Below are 16,988 nucleotides of genomic sequence, written 5' to 3'. Positions count from 1 at the left end.
AAAATATTATTATGGTGTAAACATGTTTAAAAAAATTCTTCTTCCAACAGACGGTTCAGATTCTGCAGAAAAGGAAATAGGCTTAGTAAAAAAATTAATCGCCGATGACGGGGAAGTGATTATCTTATCTGTTGCCGGTAAATTAACATCATCTGCATTTCAAAGCAGAAAAAATGTAAGAAAAGTTAATGCTGGAATGTTGAAAGAGGCCAAGGAAAACGTATCCAAAATGGAGGCCCTGTTTCCGGAGGGCATTAACACAAGAACAATAGTTAAAACAGGTTTTCCCGCTGAAACTATCAATAAGGTTGCAGAAGATGAAGATGTTGAACTGATTGTCATCTCTTCATCCGGAAAAAGCGGAATCCACAGATTCATCATAGGAAGTGTGGCTGAAAAGGTTCTTAAAACCTCAAATATTGATGTTTTATTAGTTCAGAATAATAGATAGGGGTTGATTATGAATACTAAAAAAATAGTGATTGCTGTTGTTATCGTTTTGATAGTTGCTGTAGTTGCTTTCATGTACATTTCTGCAAACACCGCAGAAACTGCTATTGAATTTAAAAACAACAATACCATTAAAAACGGAGATAACTTATCATTTTTACTTAAGGATAATTACAGACATGTGATTCCAAATCAGGTTGTTGACGTGAAGGTGTTGGATGATTCCGGATGGGCTCACAAATATAATGCCACTACCGATGATCAGGGTATGGCTTATATTCAACTGATGGGTCTTGAAAACGGAAATTATACCGCACATGCAAGTTTCAACGGAACCATGTTCCTAACAAGTTCAAAAACCATCAAGGAATTTTCCATTGATGACGGATTATCATAAACAAGTTTTTAATTAAACTTTTTTCTATTTTTTTTTAATGTGATTAGATATGATTTTAAAAGATAAAGATGACGTGATTGAGTGTAAAAAGAGAACATATTCATTTATTCTTTCTTTTAAAAACAAGACAAATCTTAACAACATTATAAAATCAATCATCACTCAAAGCATTTCATTTGAGGATAACGTTCAGCTGATACTGATTGATGAAGGCAGTGATGAATTTTCACATGATATTGCCATGAAGTATGAAGAGAAATATCCCGAAAACATTCTGTTTCTGTCATGTCCCTATTCAGATGAAGCGGACATATATAATATGGCTCTTAGATACTGCAATTCAAAATATGTCAATTTCACTGATCAACTGGATGAATATGACAGTGATCTTCTTTTAAAACTGGAACATGCTTCACATAACATTGTATGCATGCGTGAGAAAGTCAGTGATTCTATGGTTGATTTGGATGAAAGTCCTGAATCTTATCTGACATCAATCAACAGCGTATTTTTCAAAAGGGATTTTATTGAGGGTATTGAATTTAAAAGTGCATTGACAACCCCGAAACTGGATTTCCTTACAAGGACTCAAATTAAAGCAAAGAAATACCATTTAATAAGTGATTCAAGTTATTTTTCCAGAAAGTCTGATAACCTCCGATATGATTATGTTGCACAAATCAATTATTTCTTAAAGGACACCATAGACTGGTGCAATAGTTGCTTTGGTCATATTGATGAGTTTGTAAAAATTATAACATTGAATCATCTCATAAAGCTTATAAAGAACACTGCTATCAGAGAGGTATTGAATGCCACTGAACTGGATGAGTTTTTCAAATCCATAAAATATATTCTGTCATTTTTAGATAATGAGGATATATTAAGGCATGTCAGGGACACATCGGATGCAGGCTTTTTGATTGCAGTAAAAAACGGTGATATTTCACTAGAAAGTAATAGTCTGAAAACTAATATGGATAACGGCAAACCCGTAATCCGTACAAAAGATTATGTGATTGATGATTTGTCAAAAAGAAAATTCCATCTGGACTTTGTAATGCTTAGAGATGACAGATTGCTTTTTTCAGGATATATCAAAAGCAATTTTTCAAAAGAGGATTTATCAGTATCTGCTGTGAGGAAATATGATGATGGAAATGCGGAAATCATCTCTTCGGCATCATTCAATTATCCAAGCAGGTCATCAGATTACATGGTGGGTATCGAATGGGAAAATGTCTACAATTTTGATATAGAGGTGCCCCTTTCATCCGGTGAAGTTTCATCCATAAGTCTAGATTTGAACTTTAAAAAAAGCAATCTCAACAATGAAATCTCCTTTAGAGAGTACTGCAACATATCCGAGCTGAGCAATTACTTCGTCAAGGACAACCGGATAATTCTTTATACTCAAAACGCTTTTCATGTAATGCCTTATTCATATATGAAAATGATCAGATATGAAATTCCAGGTCTTATCGCAGTATTCAAAAGAAAAGACGCATTTTTTAAACAGGCACTATTCTTCAGATTGGTTCATCTCATATTGTATCCATTCATGCGAAACAAGAAAATCTGGATTATAATGGACCGTAAAGATGTGGCCGATGACAATGCCGAGCATTTCTTCAAATATGCAGCAAGACAGAATGATGGAGTGAAGAAGTTTTTCACAGTACTTCCGAACACTGCTGATTTCGACAGATTAACTAGTGAATATGATAATGTCTTGGCTTATGAGTCAATCAAACACAGATTTTATTATATATTTGCAGATAAGCTCATTTCTTCACAGGGCTCTGAATTTTACCTCAATCCTTTCATGAGCAGGGCATTTCATCAGACTGCGGGAATATCAAATCTTGATTTTTACTTCCTTCAGCATGGAGTGGTCCTTCACAATCTGTCAGACTGGCTTGTTAAATATGACAGAAACCCCAAGATGATGGTTACATCTTCCAAGCTTGAATGCGAATCATTAAACAGTGACATATACAACTATTCCAAAGACACATTCAGGGTATTGGGACTTCCGAGGTATGACAATCTGGATAATTCCGGATATAGAAAGCAGATAGTCATCATGCCAAGCTGGAGAAACTACATATCCAACAGGGATGACCTTTTGGCATCTGAATATTTTGAGCGCTTCAATTCCCTAATCAACAATGAAAAATTAATTAATTTTGCCCGCAAGAATGGATATGACATACTTTTCAAGCCCCATCACGAGCTTTCAGGATATATTGATTGCTTCGATGACAATGACTATGTAAAGTTTGATATGGAAATCAAATATCAGGATATATTCAACCAGTCAGCAATACTTGTCACCGATTATTCATCAGTGTTTTTTGATTTTGCTTACCTCAAAAAGCCGGTCATCTACTATCATTACGCAAATGACTTCCATTATGACTGTGAGGACAGCTATTTTGACTATGAGAGCATGGGTTTTGGTGATGTTATCAGTGATGAGGAGAAGTTGGTTGAAAGGATTTCAGACTACATATCAAACGGTGCCCAAATGGATGATGATTATAAAAAACGTGTAGATGAATTTTTCAAATATAATGATAAAAACAACTCAAAAAGATGTTATGATGCAATATTTAATGATTAATCATTAAAGAAATTCAACATATATTTTACATTTTTTAAAATAATCAAATTTTTTTATACTAATTTTTCACTTATTTTTTTTCAATTACTCAATAATGTTCGATTAAATTCAGTCAAAACTTGAATAATAATACATAAATATATAAAAAAATAAAAAATATTATAGTAGATTTTATCTACGGTATAGTTATAACTATTGGTGTTTTAAAATGAATAAAAAGATAGGTTTTATTTTAGTCTTACTGCTTGTATCAGTAATGATGATAGGATCAGTAAGTGCAGGATTTTTTGACTTTTTAGGAGGAAACAATTCTAATCAAACCGCAAATGACGAAAACACTTTCATTGTAGGATTTGATGCAGAATTCCCACCTTACGGATATAAAGACGCAAATGGAAGCTACACTGGTTTCGATTTAGATTTAGCAAAAGAAGTTTGTGTTAGAAATAACTGGACCTTCAAAGCTCAACCGATTGATTGGGATGCAAAAGATGCTGAATTAAATTCTGGATCCATTGACTGTATCTGGAACGGATTCACCATTGACGGAAGAGAAAACGAATACTTATGGTCTAACCCTTATTTCGACAACAAACAAATATTTGTTGTAAAATCAGATTCTAACATTAAACAAATCTCTGATTTATCAGGTAAAACTGTAGAAACCCAAAAAGATTCATCAGCTTTAGCAGCTCTTAACGGCGAAAACAAAACAATTAAAAACACTTTCGCTACCTTAACCGAAGTTGCTGACTATAACACTGCATTCATGGACTTGGAATCAGGCGCATGTGATGCTGTAGCTATGGATATTGGTGTTGCAGAATACGACATCAAAAACAAAAACTCTACTTCTGTTAATTTCGAAATTTTAAATGAATCTATTACAACAGAAAAATACGGTATTGGATTTAAACAAGGAAACACTGACTTAAAAGACAAAGTACAATCCACATTAGATGAAATGTTTAAAGATGGTACTGTTGCTAAAATCGCAGCTAAATACGGTATTTCCGAAGACGCTTTAATTCAACCAAAATAAATTAGTTAAGAGGGAGAATTTGATATATGATATTGAGTACAGTAATTGAACAATTACTTTGGGGTATGGTTACCTCAGTAGAGATATTTTTACTTACTCTCTTATTCTCTCTTCCTCTTGGTTTAGTTGTTGCCGGAGGAAGAATGAGTAGTTTCGCACCGTTAAGGTGGCTGATGAAGATTTATATCTCTATCATGAGAGGTACACCATTGATGTTGCAGTTAATTGTGGTATTTTTCGGACCATACTATCTCTTTGGTATGAGTCTTTCCAGTGATTACAGATTTATAGCAGTTATCATTGCATTTACAATTAATTATGCAGCTTATTTCGCTGAAATTTATAGAGGCGGAATAGAATCCATTAACAGTGGGCAGTATGAAGCTGCACAAGTATTGGGTTATAGTAAAATTGAAACATTTTTCATCATAATCATGCCTCAAGTTGTAAAAGTAATTCTTCCTTCTGTTACTAATGAAGTTATTACACTTGTTAAAGATACATCTCTTTCATTTGTAATTGCAATTCCTGAAATGTTTACTGTGGCTAAACAAATTGCAGCAGCTGATGCATCTATTGCAGCATTATTGGTTGCTGGTGTATTCTATTACATATTCAACGTGATTGTTGCATTTGTTATGGAACGCCTTGAAAATAGATTAGATTACTATGAATAGGAGGAATATTTATGAGTTTGCTTGAAATTAAAAATCTTAAAAAAAGTTTTAATGATAATGTAGTTTTAAAGGATATTTCTCTTAGCGTTGATAAAGGTGAAGTTTTAGCAATTATTGGACCTTCAGGTTCAGGTAAATCTACCTTACTTAGATGTATTACTGATTTAGAACAAGAAGACAGTGGTGAAATTAATTTTGACGGAACCTTCGGTTTGGTTTTCCAGAATTTTAATTTGTTCCCTCATCATTCCGTGATGAAAAACATTACAAATGCGCCTATCAGAGTTCAGAAAAGGGATAAAAAAGAAGTTTATGAACATGCTCGCGATCTTTTAAGAAAAATGGGTTTGGAAGATAAGGAAGACGCATATCCTTGTGAACTTTCAGGCGGTCAACAACAACGTGTTTCTATTGCAAGGGCTCTTGCAATGAATCCTGACATATTATTTTTTGATGAACCTACTTCCGCACTTGACCCTGAACTTACAGGTGAAATTCTGGAAGTAATAAAAGAGCTTGCCTCAGAGCATATGACAATGGTCATTGTTACTCACGAGATGGCTTTTGCCCGTAACGTTGCCGATGAAATAATATTCATGGAAGGGGGTGTTATTGTTGAGCAGGGCACTCCTGAAGAGGTATTTTCATCCGACAACAAGAGGATGAAAGAGTTCTTGGGAAAATTTTATGATTAAAGATATATTCAATATCTTTATTCAAAACCTATTTTTCTGATTTTTACAATCAATTCTATTTTTTCATGTTTCAGATATATTCTCAACTATTAAGAATAACTTTATTTAATATTGTGGATAAAATATTATTAACAAATATTATTTGTGAGGTTGTATTGACTTATGAAATGTCCAAATTGTAATGCTGAAAATAGTGAGGGTGCGAAATTTTGTAAAAAATGCGGCACACCTTTGGAAAAGACAGTTGTTAGTCATGAAAAAATGATCAACTCCATGTCAAATGAAAAGAAATCTGACCATACCAAAATCATCATTGCGGTATTGATAGTTGTTGTCGTTGCTTTAGCTGGTGCATTCATATATCTTCAGGGATTTAACAGTGATTCACACTCACAGGATGCTCAAAGTAATGCATCTAATTCAGGATCACAGGTTAGTCAGAATAATCCATCCCAATCCAGTCAAGCTCAATCAACTCAAGCTCAACAAAGTCAACAGGTAACTGCTACACCACAGTCCACAGCCATGAAGATTCAGGGAGGAAGTTTCTCCACAGGCAGTGAATTGAGCGATTTGACCTATGCTAACATTTATGTCGGAAAAGAACATGCTGGTAAAAGTGTGATTCTCCAAATTTGGTACAGCAGAGACGGATCCACCCTTAACAACGGTAATATGGTGCCTGTAACTGTTCACTCCGACGGATATCTTGAAGTTCAAAGTGCAGATGCATATGCATATTATCCTGATCATGCATCAATCAACCTGTATGACAGCAATTCAAATCTTTTAGATTCCAAAAGTGTATCATTATCACCAACTAGCGGTACTCAGACCTTCTAGTTGAATACACTTTTTTCTTTTTTTAACCAAAATATATAAACCAATATCCATAAAAATTATTCCATGACTAAAGTTTCCATTATATTGCCCGTTTTCAATGGGGAGGAATACATTAAAAAAGCTATTGAATCAGTCCTCAAACAGTCATTGGATGACTTTGAACTGATTATCATAAATGACGGCTCAACAGATGACACATTGGCTGCCATCAATTCCTTTGATGATGAAAGAATAATACTGATTAATCAGTCAAATCAGGGCCCTGGCGAGGCAAGAAACAATGGACTTAAAATAGCTGTGGGTGAATATGTAATGTTTCTGGATGCTGATGACTGGTTTTGTCCGGATGCATTGGAAACATCTTATGGTGAAGCGAAAAACCGTAATACAGATATTTCCATTTTTCAGATTATAAAATACCATGACGGCAAATTTTCTCAAAATGACTGGTTTAACCTGAACAATTTTGATGAAAGTTTTGATAACAGGGTATTTGCGCCTGATGAATGTGGAAATTTCCTCTTTGATATATCTGTAAGTGCCTGCCAGAAGATTTTCAATCGCCAATTTTTATCAGATATAACAGCCAGTTTTCCAAAGGGCATCTATTTTGAGGACATGCCTTTTTTCTTTTACACATTTCTTAAATCCGAAAGGATATCAATAATTAGAAGGCATCTCTATGTGCGACGCAAGCATGAAGGGTCAATCACCGAATCAGTGGACAGCAAGTTTCTGGATACTGTGCCGGCGGGCCAAATATTAATGGAAATTTTTATTGAAAATGGATGGTATGATATGTATAAGTTTGATTTACTTGCCTTCAAAATAAATGGTCCGCGATATGCTTTAATGGGCATTGAAGAAAAATACAAAGAAGACCTATATTATTTAATTAAAAAAGACTACGAAGCAATTAAATCAAGTGAGTATTTTGATGACTATCTGGATAATCTGGGTCCTGTAAAAAGAAAATTTTTCAGTGACATCATAAAGTCAAAAGACTATGATGATTTCAGAACCCTAAACCAGATGAAGTCTTCACCTGCGCTGTAGGAAATAATAATTGAAGTCATGCTTACAAGAACAAATATTACAAATACCTCCAACGGTGTAAAGATTAAAAACAGCGCACACAATATTATTTCCAGGACATAAAATATTGCTTTTCCATTCCTTTGAGGAATATAACTTAAAAATCCGAGGATTATTGGGGTTACAATGATTGCAATGATAAACATACTTGCAAGTTCCAGACTTACAATATCTTCAATAGGCAATCTTAAAACATTCAAAAATAGATACATCTCAAATATTGTTAAGAAAAATCCCTGTACAGCACCGCAGATGGCCTGTGCTAATGTATGTTTTTTCAAAAGTACCCTTGACCATATCAGTATAGGATATAATATTCCAAACAATGCTCCAATCGGTCCTAAAAGCAATATCAGTGCACCTACAGGACCGCTCAAACCTGTTGTGTGGACACTAATTTTCCATTTGAATGTAATAATCATTACAATCAATGTGTTTACCGAATAACATAAAAGTAGAATAGTCATAAAATTGCTCAGATCCACTGCATAGGATACCAGAAATCCAATGAAATAGGATATTACCCCTACAATCAAGGGGACAAACCTGTCTGTTCTGTTGGATATGTCCTTGTCGGTTCCTAATTTCTTTGCCCAGATTAATATGATTGCCATTGGCAGTGCTGATGAAAAGACAAGTGATATCAGTTCAAGGACTATGAATTTTGATACGTTGAATACTCCATTTTCAAATGAAAGCACAACTGACATTATCAAAAATAGAGGAATGCATATTATAGGCGGATTAGTTATATCAGATATTATCTTAGCGATTTTAAATTTGTTCATATAATTATTTATAATATAACACAATAAATAGATTATTATGAAAATAAATTTAAAACCTCGTACAATGATGTATCCTGCCCCAGCAGTTGTTGCAAGTGCATATGATGAGGATGGAAATCCTGATTGCTGCACTCTTGCTTTTGCAACAATGTGCTCACATCATCCGCCCGCCATCATGATTGCGATAAACTCAACTCTCAAAAGAAAGACTCTGGCAGATATTCTCAATACCAAGGAGTTCTGTGTAGGTTTTCCAAGTGTGGAACATATGGCTGAAACTGATTATTTTGGAATAGAAACAGGATATAGGCAAGCCAAACTGCAAAAGGCAAACTTTAACTATAAAAATGCTGAAATGGTTAACGCACCAATTATTGAGGAATTCAAAGTTTCAGTTGAATGCAGGGCAATGCATATTGCTGAAGTGGGGTCACACACTCAAATCACTGGTGAAATTGTCAACATACAGGCGGATGAAAGTGTCATTGACAACAAAGGTAAGATTATTTTCGAAAAGCTTAACCCACTTGCATATGATGATGTAACTCATTCATATTATGAAATGGGTGAAAAGATATCAGATGCATTCAAGCCGGGTTTGAAATTTAGGTGAAAAAATGAAATTTTTATCATTTGATGAGACAAGAGATTTTCCTTACTATAATCATAATCCTAGACTGTCCAAATTGCAGTGGTTCATATTGCTGATCTTAGTTCCAATTGCACTGTTCGGACAATTTTTATTCGGTTCAGAATTTTTAGGAAGCATATTCTTCTGTTTTTTAATACTTATTCCATTGCTGTACTTTTCAAATTGGGATTATAAGTTGTTATTCCATAAACCAACAAAAAATGAAATAATCCTTGCTTTGCTGATGTTTATAGGATATATGACATATGCAATAATTGCAGGCGTAGTTCTGGATAGCTTTCATCTCTCATCAGCGGCAAGTATTACAGATACAATAACAGTAACACCGGAAATAATAATATCATTAATATTTTCAATGATGGGTGAGGAGCTGCTCAAATTCATTCCATTGATGTTTTTCATGAGGTTAGTTTATAAATATACTGATAATCGTAAATTATCTATAATTATCTCATTTGTGCTTGTGTTATTAGGATTCGGTTTGCTGCATTATGCTCCACCGTTCAACACTATAGCTTCAGTATTGGTGCTTCAGGGTGTTGGAACAATATTTGAACTTTACGGATATTTAAGAACTAAAAATTTGCTGGTTCCATACATAACCCATTTATTGACTGATGCAGTGATTTTTATCTTAATATTTATAGGTATCAGCTAATGCTGAACTTTTTTCTTTTTTTTGTTTTCCAAAAAATGTTGCATATGCAATAGTTGTCAATGCAACAGTTTATATATGATAAAGTCTTAATTATTATAATGAAATCATTAGTCGCATATTACTCAAGATCAAATATTACAAAAAAGCTTGCAGAAAGTATTGCAGGCAAAGTCAATGCAGATATTGAAGAAATAATCCCTAAAGTAAATTATCAGGGAAAAATAGGTTATGCCCGAGGAGGAAAGGATGCAATTACAGAAAAAATCATCGACCTCGAAACCCTGAAATATAACCCTGAAGACTATGACATGGTATATCTTGGAGCACCTGTATGGGCTTCAAAGGCAGCAAATCCATTGATTTCATATATCAAGCAAAATGAAGGAAAATTTTCAAATGTCAAGTTCTTTGCCACAGCAAGTTCAAGCGGCTTCGAATCAACATTTGAACAATTGGAAAAGTATGTGAATGTTAAACCACATGTGGTTCTTGCCTTAACAACCAAAGAGGTTAAAAAGGATTTATTTGAAGATAAGTTAACTGATTTTATTAAATAAGATGATAACATGTCCCTTGAAGAATTCAAACAGCTGGACGCTTCAGTGCTTCCCATAGGCAAATTGATTTCAATGATTTCAAGAAGCCAGATTATCTATTTGAATCATCATCTGAAGGATTTGGACATCAATTCAACACAGCTCCATCTGCTTTTTGAGATTTCACATCAAAACAACATAAACCAGGACAGTATAGCCAGCAGATGCAATTTCAACAAAGGCGCTGTTGCAAGATCCATAAAAAAAATGGAAGACAAAGATTTGATTGTTCGCGAAATTGATGAAAACAACCGAAGACAGAACAAGATATCACTTACCCCAAAAGGCAAAGAAATCATGAAAAAAGGTATCGAGATTTTAAATAAATGGGAAAAAGAAGTATTTAATAATGATATTATTGATGATAGGACATTTAAAAATGTTTTAAAGGAAATTGCAATAAATGCTATAGAGTTAAATGAAGGAGAATAGGAATGGCAAAACAAAAAAACAGCAATATCGAAATGATTACAGGAGACCCTAAAAAGGCAATCATAAAACTGGCATTGCCGATGATGGTTTCCATGCTTTTAATTATGATGTATAACATCGCAGACAGTATTTGGGTTGCAGGGCTTGGTGCGGATGCCCTTGCAGCAGTTGGATTTATTACACCATTATTTATGGTACTTGTAGGACTTGGAAACGGAATTGGTGCCGGTGCAAACTCACTTATTGCAAGAAACATCGGTGCTAAAAATATAGAACAGGCAAACAATGCAGGATTGCATGCAATCGTATTGTCAATTATCGTATCAGTAATATTTACAATATTGATAGAAGTATTTATGGTTCCTATTTTACAGTTTATGGGTGCGGGAAATACCATTCAATATGCAATGGATTACAGTTATGTGATATTCGGATTCCTTTTCATTTTTGTATATTCCGGAGTTGCTTCCGCAATATTCAGATCTGAAGGGGACATGAGAAGGGCAACAATTGCAATTGCCGTAACTGCAATAATGAACATCATATTGGATCCTATATTCATTTATGTATTGAAATTCGGAATTGCAGGAGCAGCATGGGCAACAGTGATATCTGCAATACTTTCATGTCTTGTGATGAGCTACTGGATTTGGGGTAAAAAAGACCTTTACCTTGACTTGTCTCCTAAAAACTTTAACTACTCAGGTCAAATCATGCTTGACACATTGCAGGTCGCTATTCCTTCAACACTGGAAAACATCGTATTTTCAGCATTGGCAATTATAATTAACAGTATGCTTGTGCTTGCTGCTGGTACCACTGCAGTGGCTGTATATACTGCTTCAATGAGAATTGTGCAATTGGCAATGATTCCGTTAATAGGTATCGGAACAGCGGTTCTTACAGTTGCAGGTGTTGCTTACGGTGCACATAACTATGAAAACCTCCAGACCGCTCATTCATACTCAATCAGGATTGGTTTTGTTGTATCAATATTGCTTGGAGCAGTAATGTTTATATTTTCAGGTCAAATCGCAGGAATGTTTGCATATACTCAGGCCAGTGCGGGACTTGCATCAGAGATTGCAACAGCAATATCCGTTCTAAGCCTGTTTGTTCTGGCAATCCCTCATGGTATAATGTCATCAATGATGTTTCAGGGAGTCGGAAAGGGAGTATATTCACTTCTGATTACACTTTTAAGATCACTGATTTTGGAAAGTATATTCGCATACCTTTTCTGCTTTATCTTCGGATGGGGACTTCCGGGAATCTACGGCGGAGTGGTATTCGGATGTTTCGTAGGAGGAACTGTAGGTTATATCTGGGCGAAATTCTTCATCAGAAAATTCAAACAGATTTCAATAAGAAAATATACAAGTCATGAAAATAGCTCTTAGAAGGGCTATTTTTTTATACTATTTTTTACCATACTTTAATTATGGAATTCATATTGAATAACAAGAAATATTCTATTCAAAACCATGAGCTTTACATCAATTATCTGATGGTGGACAATTACTTCAGGCATCACTATTCAAAATATGACTATGACATACTATTTGATTTCATAACACCAATTCTTTCAAAGGAAAAGGTGGAATTTGAAGACATTCTTGAAGGTACTGCAGTCCTGGAGGAGCTGATTGATAAACAGGAAATCAATTTCATCCCTCAGGGTCTGAGAATTGATGAGCATCTTAACGGAAATTTTAAAATTACTTACCAGACACTGGAATTCAACAATGTCCGTGTAGGTGAGGCCATACCTTTGCTTATAGCACTAAATACTCTTCTAAACTACAAACCAACACTATCCTTGACTAAAATTGAAGAGGAACTTGATTATTTCATCAAACAGTTCAGGTCATATAATGAAAATATGATGTAAAAAATAGTAATCTATTAATCTTATTATTTATAAAAATATTAGTAACTATATTTTTTGAGGTATAAACATGGGTGAAAAAACAATTGAATTGACAGAGGAACAGATGGAAAAAGTTCAAGTTCTTGAAGAAAACGGCATTTCAGTAGGTGATGCTATAGACTTGCTATTTAAGTTTAGGGAAGACATTTTGGAACACAGTAATGAACTGATTGATCAAAGACTTACAGAGGTTACAAATCAGAAATCAGAGCTTCAAAAGCAGATTGAAGAGCTTGATAAGGAAATGGAAGAGTTCAATAAGCTGAAAGAATCTCCAATTGACGTTTACGAAAAAACAAAAATGCTTCAAGACCAATATAATGATAAAAAATCTTATGAAATCAAAGTTCAGGATGTAAAACGTGAAATCAGTTGGGCTAATGATTTCTTTAAGTTCTAAAATCCTAAAAGTATTTTAATTCCAATCAATATTAGGATTACACCACCTAATATTTGGAATTTATCACCTAACCAGTCACCAAGTTGCCTTCCGATATATACGCCGACAACACTAAATGCAAATGCAACCACACCTATTATTGCAGAAGATATCCATATAGGATCTTTCAAAAGTGCAAATGTAATTCCAACTGCAAATGCATCGATACTTGTAGCTATTGCAAGCAGGGTAACTTCCCTAAATGAAAATTCATCTGTAATGTCTTCACCGTTACCGAAAAGACTCTCACGAATCATATTGAGTCCGATAGCCAAAAGTAAAATGAAACCTATAATTGATGCGAATGATTCTATTATGCCGGATATTGTACTTGCAGAGAAATATCCAAGAATAGGCATAATGAACTGGAATGTTCCGAAAAACAGACCATAATATAATTTTTCCCGTATCTTAAGATTTTTTTGAGTAAACCCTTTAGTCAGGGAAACGCTGAATGCATCCATTGCAAGAGCGACCGCAATCAAAAAAACCGAAATGAGATTAAGTGACATTGATATTAGATTGATGATTTGCAAATAAAAATATTATTGTTTCCTAATTAACTGTTTCAATAGAAACATTTATATGCGCTCAAACTATACTGTTAACCAGGTGAAATAATGAAAGATGATTCTTTTCAGGGAATAACTGACAATTCTCCTTTCGTCGCATGGATACACAACATTTCCCTAAATCAGCAGAAATACATGAAATCCAAATTTTCAAACGTTGATTTTGGCCATGACGTAAGATACATAATGTTCATTTATGACCATCCCGGATGTTCACAGGATGAACTTGTCAGTATGTTCGGTCAAAGCAAAGGCAATATTGCTAAAATACTTAAAAAATTCGAAAATGAAGGATATATCAAAAGAGAGGTCAATCCGCAAAACAGAAGAAAATACATGCTGAACACAACAGAAAAAGGCTCGAAATTGGTTCCGGAATACAGAAGAATCTCGAAGGAATGGGAGGATGAAGTCGGAATCACACAAGAGGACATGGAACTTAAAAAAAGACTGGAAGAAATCGCAATTATGGGCATGAAGCTTATAGAAAATAAATAATTAGAGGGTTTATTATGAAAATAGAATTTGAAACATATATAATAATGATATCATTCATCACATCTTTTTTTGCTGTGTTTCTCTCAAATGGTATCATCATCGGAGTTCCAGCCATTGCGCAGGAATTCGCAATGAACAATGTCATACAGAACTGGGTGCCGACAATATTTTTCCTGGTTGTGGCCATTTTCACAGTTCCGGCAGGTCAGATATCAGGAAAGTTCGGAGTAAAAAAAACACTGCTTGCAGGGGTCATCCTGTATCTTATAGCATCAATCGGTGCATGCCTTTCATTTTCAACTGAAACATTCCTCATATTCAGAATGCTTCAAGGTGCGGGCGTAGCATTTTTAAATGTTTCTGCAATGGCTATGGTAGTACAGGCTGTCAAACCTCAAAACAGGGGAAAAGCATTAGGATTTACAGTCACAGGAGTATATCTTGCAACTTCACTTTCTCCGGTAATATGTGGATTTTTAGTGCATAACCTGGGATGGAGATCAATGTTTTACTTTGTAATTCCATTTTTGGTGTTATGCATAATACTGATGATTTTGAAAATACCTCAGGAGTGGAAAACATATGAAAACGACAAGATTGACAAGATAGGTTCCATTCTATATGGAATAGGAATTCTTGCTTTCATATACGGATTTACAACACTGACTACACAAAACGGTCTGATTATTACAATTGCCGGAATATTATTGCTTGTAATATTTGGAGCATATGAGTTAAGGCAAAAGTCCCCAGTATTCAATATGAACCTCTTCAAGAACGGAAAGTTCACATCATCCAATATAGCATCACTATGCAGTTACATTGCAGTTATGGTAGTTACCACAATTCTTAACTATCATTTCCAGTATGTGAGAGGATGGAATGCCCAGATGGCAGGATTGATTTTGATAATTACACCAATACTGATGGCAGTCATGGCCCCTAATGCGGGAAAACTGTCAGACAGGATTCATCCGCAGAAACTTGCCGCATTTGGAATGGGTATTGCAACAGTTGCACTTCTTATATTGACATTTTTAAATGCAGATACCCCAGTATATCTTGTTGTTGTTGCAATGATACTTCAGGGAATTGGTATGGGACTCTTTTCAAGTCCGAACATGAATGCAATTATGAGCTCAGTTCCTCCTAAGGATGCTCCAACAGCATCAGCCTCTCAGGCAACCATGAGAACAATAGGCCAGACCATGAGTTTGGGTCTTCTGACATTGGTGTTCGCATGGGTTATGGGAAATCTGCAACTGTCCACACAATATGCAGGCATGATTATTCAGGCATCACAAATAATCTGCGGAATATGTACTGTTGCATGTGTACTTGCAATATTCGCTTCCCTTGTGGGTGTCAGATCCAAATCTGAATTCAATACAAAAAGATAGTTTTTAGCAACTATCTTTTTTAATTATTATTAATTTAAAATAGTAAAATTCATTTTTATACAAAAAAAAGAAATTGAATATTGTAAATTTCTTATCCACAATACTCTTTTTTTTACCAGTCAGTCCATAAATGAGTCTGAAAAACACTTTTTTTACTTAACTCATCCAGTTTCAAAAACAATTTCCAAGGCATTGAGAGGCACATATAATCATCAGGAATGAAATGTTTCATATGAGCTCTTGCAGCAAAGTCAATCGGGCTTAAAACAGGTACCGGGTCGTCACTGTCTTTCTGTTCAAATGTAAATGACCCTATTGCCTGACATGCTGATGCCTGAGGAGTCATTATGTGTGCAGTTTTTGACCTGAATGAACCGTTAATCTGTAAAACAGCAGACAATTCTATTATATTTAATGTAAAAACAACAGAATGAGGAATTTCACCTTCTCCAAGTAGCTCAATAGGTTTGAATATGACATATTCATTTTCATCGTAAACCGGCCTTGATTTTATGTGGTCTACTGCAGTATCAAAATCACAATATATCCTCTCACCTTTTGTAAACATTTCCTTAACATTTGGAGGCCTGTTTTCTAAACTTTTTAGATATTGTTCCCTGTCTTTTGCTGAATCTTCACCCTGTGAAAGGAATGTGGCCTGAAATTCAAGAGCTGCCTCATCAGCAAAACCGTCTCCCCATCCAAATCCTGTTGCTACACCTCCGCATGTAATGTTTTCACGTCCGAATGCTGTTGTTTTTCTTTTGGCAATTGTCTGTGATACAAATGCCATTGCACAGCCGCCTTTACCTGGTTTTGGACATATTGCCTCTTCAGGCAATTCATCACTTTTAAGCAGTACTATCGGTTTAAATTTTCCGTCGATTTTGTTAACTATATTGAATTCCATTAATAAAACCTCAATTATGCTATTTAATATTAGGTTTTAGAAAAAAACTATAAAAATTTAACCCAATTTTTTATAAATAATATTACATTTTAACGAAATCATTAAAGTTTAACTAATCCATATATATGTAAAAGTTTAAATCTATACTTTTTGAATATTTATGAAATGTCAAGCTTGAAATGGTAAACGTCAAAAATAATAAATTTCATAAAATTTAATAAATTTTATAAAAAATAAAAGTGCTAAGGTAATTATTTAGTTTATAACTATTGATAAATAATGATAGGG

General features: G+C 34.5%; 20 protein-coding genes. 17 read left to right on the top strand and 3 right to left on the bottom strand.

Going from position 1 to position 16,988, the window contains the following annotated elements:
- The first annotated feature begins 22 nt into the window (after positions 1 to 22).
- The 8 genes from Q0P94_RS02485 to Q0P94_RS02450 all read left to right on the top strand — a co-directional run bounded on the left by Q0P94_RS02485 (position 23) and on the right by Q0P94_RS02450 (position 7,786).
- Entirely contained in the window at positions 23 to 451 is a 429-nt protein-coding gene (locus tag Q0P94_RS02485) for a universal stress protein (protein WP_295113472.1), read from the top strand.
- Between the two features lie 9 nt (positions 452 to 460).
- A complete protein-coding gene (locus Q0P94_RS02480; protein ID WP_295113470.1) occupies positions 461 to 847 on the top strand; it encodes a hypothetical protein in 387 nt (128 codons plus the stop codon).
- Positions 848 to 896: 49 nt separating this feature from the next.
- Positions 897 to 3,473 (top strand): CDP-glycerol glycerophosphotransferase family protein, encoded by a 2,577-nt coding sequence (locus tag Q0P94_RS02475; protein WP_295113468.1) that lies wholly within the window; start codon positions 897 to 899, stop codon positions 3,471 to 3,473.
- Positions 3,474 to 3,681: 208 nt separating this feature from the next.
- A complete protein-coding gene (locus tag Q0P94_RS02470) occupies positions 3,682 to 4,515 on the top strand; it encodes an amino acid ABC transporter substrate-binding protein (protein ID WP_295113466.1) in 834 nt (277 codons plus the stop codon).
- A 26-nt stretch (positions 4,516 to 4,541) separates the two neighbouring features.
- Positions 4,542 to 5,192, top strand: a complete 651-nt coding sequence (locus Q0P94_RS02465) for an amino acid ABC transporter permease (RefSeq protein WP_295113464.1) — start codon at positions 4,542 to 4,544, stop codon at positions 5,190 to 5,192.
- Between the two features lie 11 nt (positions 5,193 to 5,203).
- The gene (locus Q0P94_RS02460) at positions 5,204 to 5,887 is read left to right on the top strand and encodes an amino acid ABC transporter ATP-binding protein (protein ID WP_295113463.1); all 684 of its coding nucleotides are present in this window, start codon (positions 5,204 to 5,206) and stop codon (positions 5,885 to 5,887) included.
- 162 nt (positions 5,888 to 6,049) lie between these two features.
- Complete coding sequence (locus tag Q0P94_RS02455) at positions 6,050 to 6,730, top strand: zinc ribbon domain-containing protein (protein ID WP_295113462.1); 681 nt, start codon at positions 6,050 to 6,052, stop codon at positions 6,728 to 6,730.
- Between the two features lie 63 nt (positions 6,731 to 6,793).
- The gene (locus tag Q0P94_RS02450) at positions 6,794 to 7,786 is read left to right on the top strand and encodes a glycosyltransferase family 2 protein (RefSeq protein ID WP_295113460.1); all 993 of its coding nucleotides are present in this window, start codon (positions 6,794 to 6,796) and stop codon (positions 7,784 to 7,786) included.
- Here Q0P94_RS02450 and Q0P94_RS02445 read toward each other — a convergent pair.
- Positions 7,735 to 8,613: a hypothetical protein gene (locus Q0P94_RS02445; RefSeq protein ID WP_295113458.1), complete on the bottom strand. Its 879-nt coding sequence runs from the start codon at positions 8,611 to 8,613 to the stop codon at positions 7,735 to 7,737. The genes Q0P94_RS02450 and Q0P94_RS02445 overlap by 52 nt on opposite strands.
- A 37-nt stretch (positions 8,614 to 8,650) precedes the next feature.
- On the opposite strand from Q0P94_RS02445, the gene Q0P94_RS02440 reads away from it, so the two are divergent.
- The 7 genes from Q0P94_RS02440 to Q0P94_RS02410 all read left to right on the top strand — a co-directional run bounded on the left by Q0P94_RS02440 (position 8,651) and on the right by Q0P94_RS02410 (position 13,281).
- A complete protein-coding gene (locus Q0P94_RS02440; protein WP_295113456.1) occupies positions 8,651 to 9,226 on the top strand; it encodes a flavin reductase family protein in 576 nt (191 codons plus the stop codon).
- Positions 9,227 to 9,230: 4 nt separating this feature from the next.
- The gene (locus Q0P94_RS02435; protein ID WP_295113454.1) at positions 9,231 to 9,923 is read left to right on the top strand and encodes a type II CAAX prenyl endopeptidase Rce1 family protein; all 693 of its coding nucleotides are present in this window, start codon (positions 9,231 to 9,233) and stop codon (positions 9,921 to 9,923) included.
- 98 nt (positions 9,924 to 10,021) lie between these two features.
- Positions 10,022 to 10,480 (top strand): flavodoxin, encoded by a 459-nt coding sequence (locus tag Q0P94_RS02430; RefSeq protein ID WP_295113452.1) that lies wholly within the window; start codon positions 10,022 to 10,024, stop codon positions 10,478 to 10,480.
- A 9-nt stretch (positions 10,481 to 10,489) separates the two neighbouring features.
- On the top strand, positions 10,490 to 10,951 hold the full coding sequence (locus tag Q0P94_RS02425; RefSeq protein ID WP_295113449.1) for a MarR family winged helix-turn-helix transcriptional regulator: 462 nt from the start codon (positions 10,490 to 10,492) through the stop codon (positions 10,949 to 10,951).
- A 2-nt stretch (positions 10,952 to 10,953) separates the two neighbouring features.
- Complete coding sequence (locus Q0P94_RS02420) at positions 10,954 to 12,351, top strand: MATE family efflux transporter (protein ID WP_295113447.1); 1,398 nt, start codon at positions 10,954 to 10,956, stop codon at positions 12,349 to 12,351.
- Positions 12,352 to 12,392: 41 nt separating this feature from the next.
- Entirely contained in the window at positions 12,393 to 12,842 is a 450-nt protein-coding gene (locus Q0P94_RS02415; protein ID WP_295113445.1) for a hypothetical protein, read from the top strand.
- Positions 12,843 to 12,909: 67 nt separating this feature from the next.
- A complete protein-coding gene (locus tag Q0P94_RS02410) occupies positions 12,910 to 13,281 on the top strand; it encodes a hypothetical protein (RefSeq protein WP_295113444.1) in 372 nt (123 codons plus the stop codon).
- Here Q0P94_RS02410 and Q0P94_RS02405 read toward each other — a convergent pair.
- Positions 13,278 to 13,832 carry a manganese efflux pump MntP family protein gene (locus tag Q0P94_RS02405; RefSeq protein ID WP_367270194.1) on the bottom strand — a complete coding sequence of 185 codons (555 nt, stop codon included), beginning with the start codon at positions 13,830 to 13,832 and terminating at the stop codon, positions 13,278 to 13,280. The genes Q0P94_RS02410 and Q0P94_RS02405 overlap by 4 nt on opposite strands.
- A gap of 108 nt (positions 13,833 to 13,940) precedes the next feature.
- On the opposite strand from Q0P94_RS02405, the gene Q0P94_RS02400 reads away from it, so the two are divergent.
- Together Q0P94_RS02400 and Q0P94_RS02395 are read left to right on the top strand one after the other, a co-directional pair.
- Entirely contained in the window at positions 13,941 to 14,390 is a 450-nt protein-coding gene (locus Q0P94_RS02400; protein WP_295113439.1) for a MarR family winged helix-turn-helix transcriptional regulator, read from the top strand.
- Positions 14,391 to 14,404: 14 nt separating this feature from the next.
- Positions 14,405 to 15,790, top strand: coding sequence for an MFS transporter (locus Q0P94_RS02395; RefSeq protein ID WP_295113437.1), 1,386 nt, complete (start codon positions 14,405 to 14,407; stop codon positions 15,788 to 15,790).
- 112 nt (positions 15,791 to 15,902) lie between these two features.
- Here Q0P94_RS02395 and Q0P94_RS02390 read toward each other — a convergent pair whose 3' ends face one another.
- Positions 15,903 to 16,700, bottom strand: a complete 798-nt coding sequence (locus Q0P94_RS02390) for a DUF169 domain-containing protein (RefSeq protein WP_295113435.1) — start codon at positions 16,698 to 16,700, stop codon at positions 15,903 to 15,905.
- Between the last annotated feature and the right edge of the window lie 288 nt (positions 16,701 to 16,988).

This window comes from uncultured Methanobrevibacter sp., from assembly GCF_946184425.1.
GTDB lineage: Archaea > Methanobacteriota > Methanobacteria > Methanobacteriales > Methanobacteriaceae > Methanocatella.
This window is presented reverse-complemented; position numbering and strand designations above follow the sequence as displayed.